The organism is Amycolatopsis pithecellobii, assembly GCF_009707865.1.
GTDB classification, from domain to species: Bacteria; Actinomycetota; Actinomycetes; order Mycobacteriales; family Pseudonocardiaceae; genus Amycolatopsis_E; species Amycolatopsis_E pithecellobii.
Window position 1 is genome coordinate 21,085 of record NZ_WMBA01000088.1, and the last position, 6,876, is coordinate 27,960.

Consider the following 6,876-nt stretch of genomic DNA (forward strand, 5'->3'; position numbering starts at 1 on the left):
CGATCTTCGTCCCGGGGGCTAGGGTCGCCATATGGGGCAGCAGACACCACACCTGTCGGAGATCGTGGACGGCGTGTACGCGTGGGTGCAGCCGGACGGCAGGTGGTGGGTGAACAACGCGGGCGCGATCACCGGCACCGGCGGCACGATCGTGGTCGACACGTGCGCGACCGCGGAGCGCACCCGCCGGTTCCTGGACGCGGTCACGCGGGCCACCGGCGATGCCGCGCCGCGCTGGGCGGTCAACACGCATCACCACGGCGATCACACGTACGGCAACAGTCTCCTGCCGGACTCGACGGTGCTGATCGGGCACGAGGTGATGCGCGCGGAACTGCTGGTGGATCCGATCATCCTGGGCTGCCCACCGGTGTGGTCGCCGGTGCCGGACTGGGGTGCGGTGACCCGGCGGGTGCCCGACACCGTGCTGCGCTCGGAGCTGACGTTGTACACCGGGGAGCGGCGGGTGGAGCTGCGCCATCCTGGCTACCCGGCGCACACGGGTGGCGATGTCGTGGTGTGGCTGCCGGAGGAACGGGTGCTCTACACCGGGGATCTGGTGTTCAACGGCCTCACCCCGCTGACGGTGATGGGCTCGGCGGAAGGGGCGTTGCGGGCGCTGGAGTGGCTGGCCTCGTTCGGCGCCGAGCACATCGTGCCGGGCCACGGCCCGCTGCTGACCGGAGCCGATTTTCCCGGTGTGCTCGGCGAAATCGAGCGGTACTACCGGCTGGTGCTCGAGACGGCCGCGGACGGTCGCCGTCGTGGGCTGACGCCGTTGGCCGCGGCGCGGGAATGCGATCTCGGTGCGTTCGCGGACTGGCCCGACAGTGAGCGGCTCGTGCTGAACCTGCACCGCGAGTACGCCCTCGCCGAGGGCACCGGCGGCGACGTGATCGCGGCCTTCGTCGATGCCGTGGCCTGGAACGGCGGCCCGATGCACACGTCGGTCAACGCACCAGAGAGCTGAACCGGCCGGAGCGTGCGACGAAGTCATGCACCGCGGCCGTGAGGTCGTGGCGCGCTTGGGTTTCCTGGCGGACGTAGGTGGCGAGCAGCTCACCCATGGCCAGCACGGTCGCGGCGGGCGGTCGGCCGGCGTCCAGCATTTCCTGCGCGTAGACCCGCAGCGAGTGGCTCTGCACTTCGCCGTCCTGGAAGGCGCCGAGCACGTCCTGCAGTCGCTTGAGGTCCTTGAGCACGCCGCGATGCACGGCCGGGTCGCAGACCGGCTGGAACACTTCGAGTGCGTATCGCAGTTCCTTGCAGCGTTTGCGCAGGTCGTGGACCTGCTCGGCGGAGGAGGCCGGCGTGATGGCCGTGGCCTCGCGCCGCACGCGCTTTGTCAGGCGCCGCAAGCGTTCCGTGGCCAGCTCGTCCACGGTCATCGCGGACCTGCCGGACTCGGCGACGCCCTGCAGCGTCGCGCGCCAGCTGTCGAGCGCGCGGGCGAACCGTGGCGCGCGCAGGCCGCGCACGAGTGCCTTGCGCGCGTCGGCACGGTGCCGGCGCAGGTGGGCTTCGAACGGGGCGAGATCGGTGGGGGTACCGACGGTGAGCCCGGCCGTGAGGGTGGCGAATTCGATCAGGTACACGTCGAGGTCGCGGCTCGGGGTGGTCAGGTCGCCCAGTTCCTTGAACCTTTCGCGGTACCGGGCGGCGAGCTCGCCGGGCAGGACGTCGCCGGCGATCTTGAGCACGGACCGGGTGCGGCGCACGGCCACCCGCAGTTCGTGCAGGTATTCGGGGTCGATGTCGTCGATCGTGCCGTCGACGTTCGCGGCGAGTTCGCCGGCGAAGCCGAGGAGTGCGGTGGCGATCGCGACGTCGGCGGGCATGCCGGGGGCGATCTCGGTGTGCGGTTTTTCCTCCGGCAGGCCGCAGGCGTGCAGCAGGTCGTCGTAGGCGGTGCTGTCGAGCCGTTCGAATTCGCCGGTCGCCAGCAGGAGGCGGACGATCTCCTTGCGGTCGCGGCGGCGGCCGGGCGCGGGGCTGACCGTCACGCGGGGCAGTGGCGCGACGCGGACGGGATGGACGGCGGTCGCTTCGGCCCATTCGATCCGGCCCACTTCTTCGCCGTCGCCGTCGTGCAGCATGATCTCGCGCGTCACCGTGCGGCTGCGGACTTTCGGTGCGATCGCGCGGACCCACATCGCGTTCGCGACCGCGTCACGCAACTCCCCGTCCGGCAGGGCCTCGGCCCGGGCCGGCCAGACCGGTGGCTCGGTGAGCTTCACCGTGTGCGGCGCCAGCACGAGGGAACCGGGGCCGGACGCGCCTTCGTGGGTGAGGACCAGGCCGCGGCGCCGCAGCCGCCAGTCCGCAGTGTCCAAATAGGACGCTGTGCGGACCCGGCGCGGGCCGAGGGTGATCGTGTAGTGCTCGCTGATCGCGGCCAGCGCCTGTGCCAGCTCGGCGGGCTCGCCCCGGTTCGGGCGGCCCAGCCAGCGCAAGGTCACGTCGGTCGGCACAGCGGCATTCCTCAAGGTCATCAACGGGAGTTGACGAGTATAGGTCAACCAAATCGAAACACGGTATTCACCTTCGGTTCGTTTCATCGGAGCAGGCGCCGCGACTACCCGGGTGCGTCGTTCCGTTCTCCGAGGGGGCACCCATGACATTGACGCTGATCAAAGGCACCTACCGGATCGTGGGCGCGTCCCCGGACGGTGACTCGGTGCGTTTTTATCCCGACGATCCGGCCGCGTTCAGCAAGGCGCAGCTGCGGGTCCGGCTCAACTCGCGGGGCGGGGCGCAGCTGCGGCTGGACGGGATCGACGCACTGGAAACCCACTACCAGGCGCAGAACAAGGGCGGGATGTGGCGCCAGCCCAGCGCACTCGCGCAGGAGGCGGCTACGGGCCTGTTGTCCCACTTGGGTTTCCGCACGGTCGAACGTGACGAAGACGGCACCGTCACGGCCGCGACGCCGGAGCAGGTGCCGGGGCACATCATGACCCGCTTCGCCGACAAGTACGGTCGCGCGGTCGCGTTCGCCTTCCCTGGACAGCGGTCGGGCCGGAGCGCGGACGGCGGGCAGGTGCACCTGGACGTGCGCGGGTTGCGGTCGTCGGCCAACTACACGCTGCTGGAAGCCGGTCTGGTGTATCCGACGTTCTACTCGCTGCTGTACGTCGACCTGCGTGCGGCGATGGCGGAGGCGGCGGTCGCGGCTCGTGACGCGGGCAAGGGAGTGTGGGCGGATGACGTGACGGTGGCGGGGTTCCGGCTCTCCACCCGCAAGCAGTTGCGTGATGACCTGGTGATCCTGCCGAAGTTGTTCCGCCGCTTGGTGGACTATCTCGGCCTGGATGAGACCGGGGGCGTTTCACTGGCGCGCTTCGCCGCTTACCTGGACGGCCGTGACGACCGGCTCGTCGTCGTGTCCAGCGGGCAGACGACCGAGCTCGCGACCCTGGTCAACGTGCGGCGGCAGACGATCCGGCTCACCGTGGCGCCCGAGGACATCGTCTTCGCCGAAGGGTGACTCAGCACGCGTGCTTGGCGGGCAGGATCCGGTGCAGCGCCTCGTCGACGCGGGCGGCGGGCAACTCGCCCGAGGCGGACGCCGCCTCGAGCCGGTCGAGTACCGGGCCGACGGTGCCGCCGGAGGACCACAAGGCCTGGTCGGCCCCGGCGAGCACGGCGTGCAGCACGGCGTCGGGCAGGCGGTAGGTTTCGGTGATCGCGCGCATCGCGCCGAGATCGTCGGTCAGCACCGGACCGGTGAACCCGTAGCCGGTGCGCAGCAGCCGGTAGGCAGCGGGCGACAGCGACGCGGGCTGGCCGCCGGTGAGTCCCGGCACGGTCAGATGTCCCACCATGACCTCGCCGCCGGCGAAACTCGCGAGTGCCTCGTACGGGACGAGATCGTTGGTACGCAAGGAATCCAGCGGCGGTGTGGTGACCGCACCCTCGTGGGAGTCGCCCGTGGCGTGCCCGTGGCCGGGGAAGTGCTTGAACACCGGGGTGATCCCGGCGTCGCGTAGCCCGGCGGCGAACGCGAGACCGTAGTCGCGGGCTTTCGCCGGGTCGCTGGAGAACGAGCGGTCGCCGATCGGGCCGTCGTCGGGCTGGGCGCTGACGTCGACGCTGGGCGCGAAATCGGTGGTGACCCCGCGGGCCCGCAGCTCTTCGCCGCGTTTCTGCCCGAGCACGCGGACCTGACCGGGGGTCATCGTGGCAGCCATCGCCCGTGCGCTCGGCAGCGGCCCGTCGAGCTGGTCGATGCGCTGCACCCGGCCGCCTTCCTCGTCGACGGCGACCGCGACACCCCAGCGCGCGGCCTGCTGCACGGGGGCCAGTGCGTTGTCCCGCAACAGGTTCGTGGGGTTGCCGCCGATGAAGATGCCGCCGATCTGTTCGGTGCGCACGAGGTTTTCCGCGGCCGCCGGGTCGGTCGGGCTCACCCCGACGAACAGCAGCTGGGCGAGCCGCTGGCGGGGGGTCAGCTGCGCGATGACGGGGGCACACGGGTCCGGGGCGGGGGTCGCGGCTTCAGTGCTGCCGCGCGGCGCCGGTGCCGCGCTGGGTGGCGTGCCGGCCGGCTGGGGGCTGCTGGTGCACCCGGCGAGCAGTGCGGTGCAGGTGAGGGCGGCGACGATCCGGGACTTCATGGGCTCCTGACGTTGTGAGGGGGCGCGCCTCAGGGTAGCCGCGGCGGCGCGTGCGGTCGCCTGTGTCCCGGTGGACACCAGATCGGGGACCGTTAGTCTTCGGGCATGTCGCGCGGATCGTCACAGAGCCCACCCATCGAACCGACCATCCTGCGTTCCCGGCTGGCGCGGGCGCGAGAGGCGGCGGCCGGCGCCGGCACCGACGCGTTGCTGATCGCCCCGGGTTCGGATCTGCGGTACCTGCTGGGCGCGGCGGGCGGTTCGTTCGAGCGGCTCACCGCGCTGGTGCTGCCCGCCGGCGGCGGGGTGCCGGCGCTGGTGGTGCCGAAGCTGGAGGCCCCGGGGTACGCGCACGTGCCGACCGTCGAGCTCGGTGTCGAGCTGGTGACCTGGGTCGACGGCGAGGACCCGTACCGCGTCATTGCCGACCGCCTCGGGCGGGTGCGCCGGGTGGCGGTCAGCGACAGCACGGTGGCGTTGCATGTGCTCGCGTTCCGTGACGTGTTCGACGAGGCCGAGCAGACACTGGCCGGGCCGATCGTGCGTGAGCTGCGAATGCGCAAGGACGCCGCGGAGATCGCGGCGCTGCGCCAGGCGGGCGCCGCGATCGACCGGGTGCATGCCCGGGTCGGCGAGTGGCTGCGGCCGGGCCGGACGGAGGCGGAGGTCGGTGCGGACATCGCGGCGGCGATCGTCGAGGAAGGGCACCTGTCGGCCGATTTCGTGATCGTCGGCTCGGGCCCGAACGGCGCGAGCCCGCATCACGACGTGTCCGACCGGATCATCGAGCACGGGGACGTGGTCGTGGTGGACATCGGCGGGCCGATCGCGGAGGGCTACAACTCCGACTCCACCCGCACCTATGCCGTCGGGCAGCCACGGGACGCGGAGGTGGCCGGGACCTATGCCGTGCTGGAGCGCGCGCAGCGGGCGGCGGTCGAGGCGGTGCGGCCGGGTGTCACGGCGCAGGAGATCGACGCCGCCGCGCGTACGGTGATCACTGATGCCGGGTACGGTGAGTTTTTCATCCACCGCACGGGTCACGGTATCGGGCTCGATGTGCATGAGGAGCCCTACATCGTCGGCGGGAACGAGTTGCCGCTGGAGCCGGGGATGGTGTTCAGCGTGGAGCCGGGCATCTACCTGCCGGGCCGGTGGGGCGCGCGGATCGAGGACATCGTCGCGGTGACCGAGGATGGGGCCGAGTCGCTCAACAACCGCCCGCACGAGCTCGTCGTGCTCGGCGCATGACCGCGAGCACGGGGCCGCTGGAGCCGCTGGACCAGGCGATCGCGCAGGAGCTGGCGGCGGAGGGGCGGTGCAGTTTCACGGATCTGGCCGAGCGGGTCGGACTGTCGGTTTCGGCTGTGCACCAACGGGTCCGGCGCCTGGAGCAGCGTGGCGTGATCCGTGGCTACACCGCGCAGCTCGACGGGGAGCTGATCGGGTTGCCGTTGACCGCGCTGATTTCGTTGACGCCCAACGATCCCGCCGCGCCCGACGACTATCCGCAGCGGCTGGAGCACATCACCGAGATCGAGTCGTGTTATTCGGTGGCGGGGGACGAGTCGTACATCCTGCTGGTGCGGGTGGCTTCGCCTCGGGCGCTGGAGGATCTGCTGCGCCGGATCCGTGAGTCGGCGAAGGTGTCGACGCGCACGACGGTCGTGTTGTCCACGCCGTTCGAGGGGCGCACCCCGACGCTGTCTTCTCAGCCGTAGCGGCGGTATGGTGAAAGGTATGGCAACACGTAAGGTTACGTTGTCGCTGGACGTGGCGGCGATCGAATACGCCGAGCGGGCCGCGAAGGCACACGGGCAGTCGCTGTCGTCGTGGCTGTCGAAGGCCGCGCGGCGGGAAGCGGTGCGCACCGGCTACCGGGCGCGCCCGGCGGGTGATGTGGCGAGCCTGGCGCTGGCCGACGAGGCCGAAGTCGCGGCGGCGCAGAAGGAGCTGCGTGCGCAGGGGTGAGGTCTGGACCTATCGGCCGCCGGCCCAGCCCGTGCGGGAACGCACCGTCCTGCTGCTGTCCTCGGACGGGGTGAACGAGTCCGAACGGCCGTGGCTGCTGGGCACGGAGCTGCTCGAGCAGGACCCGCAGGACATCCTCGGTGTCGCGCTGGACTCCCGGTTCTGGATTTCCACGCTGTTCCTGACCCGGCTCTACCGGGGCTGGCTCACCGAACGCCTCGCCGAGATCGATGAGGCGGTGCAGGAGCAGGTCGACGCCGCCCTTCGTGCCGCACTCGATCTCTAGAAC

Annotated in this window: 8 protein-coding genes; 6 read left to right on the forward strand and 2 right to left on the reverse strand. The window is 71.1% G+C overall.

Annotated features, from left to right (window positions below; all coding sequences use genetic code 11):
• The first annotated feature begins 31 nt into the window (after positions 1-31).
• The gene (locus tag GKO32_RS34755; protein ID WP_154761161.1) at positions 32-970 is read left to right on the forward strand and encodes an MBL fold metallo-hydrolase; all 939 of its coding nucleotides are present in this window, start codon (positions 32-34) and stop codon (positions 968-970) included.
• On the opposite strand, the gene GKO32_RS34760 is transcribed toward GKO32_RS34755, so the two are convergent.
• Entirely contained in the window at positions 951-2,492 is a 1,542-nt protein-coding gene (locus tag GKO32_RS34760) for a CYTH and CHAD domain-containing protein (RefSeq protein ID WP_166459827.1), read from the reverse strand. The genes GKO32_RS34755 and GKO32_RS34760 overlap by 20 nt on opposite strands.
• A 122-nt stretch (positions 2,493-2,614) precedes the next feature.
• Between GKO32_RS34760 and GKO32_RS34765 the strand changes: the two genes are divergently transcribed.
• The gene (locus GKO32_RS34765) at positions 2,615-3,487 is read left to right on the forward strand and encodes a nuclease (RefSeq protein WP_154761163.1); all 873 of its coding nucleotides are present in this window, start codon (positions 2,615-2,617) and stop codon (positions 3,485-3,487) included.
• 1 nt (position 3,488) lies between these two features.
• On the opposite strand, the gene GKO32_RS34770 is transcribed toward GKO32_RS34765, so the two are convergent.
• Complete coding sequence (locus tag GKO32_RS34770; RefSeq protein ID WP_154761164.1) at positions 3,489-4,616, reverse strand: glycoside hydrolase family 3 N-terminal domain-containing protein; 1,128 nt, start codon at positions 4,614-4,616, stop codon at positions 3,489-3,491.
• Between the two features lie 105 nt (positions 4,617-4,721).
• On the opposite strand from GKO32_RS34770, the gene GKO32_RS34775 reads away from it, so the two are divergent.
• Genes GKO32_RS34775 through GKO32_RS34790 form a run of 4 tightly spaced genes read left to right on the forward strand, consistent with a single transcriptional unit; the run spans position 4,722 to position 6,873 of the window.
• Positions 4,722-5,867, forward strand: a complete 1,146-nt coding sequence (locus tag GKO32_RS34775; protein WP_154761165.1) for a M24 family metallopeptidase — start codon at positions 4,722-4,724, stop codon at positions 5,865-5,867.
• Positions 5,864-6,337: an Lrp/AsnC family transcriptional regulator gene (locus GKO32_RS34780; RefSeq protein ID WP_154761166.1), complete on the forward strand. Its 474-nt coding sequence runs from the start codon at positions 5,864-5,866 to the stop codon at positions 6,335-6,337. Before GKO32_RS34775 ends, GKO32_RS34780 begins: the two co-directional genes overlap by 4 nt.
• Positions 6,338-6,356: 19 nt before the next feature.
• Positions 6,357-6,587 carry a hypothetical protein gene (locus tag GKO32_RS34785; RefSeq protein WP_154761167.1) on the forward strand — a complete coding sequence of 77 codons (231 nt, stop codon included), beginning with the start codon at positions 6,357-6,359 and terminating at the stop codon, positions 6,585-6,587.
• Positions 6,574-6,873 carry a hypothetical protein gene (locus GKO32_RS34790; protein WP_312869083.1) on the forward strand — a complete coding sequence of 100 codons (300 nt, stop codon included), beginning with the start codon at positions 6,574-6,576 and terminating at the stop codon, positions 6,871-6,873. The genes GKO32_RS34785 and GKO32_RS34790 overlap by 14 nt, the downstream gene beginning before the upstream one ends.
• Positions 6,874-6,876: the final 3 nt, after the last annotated feature.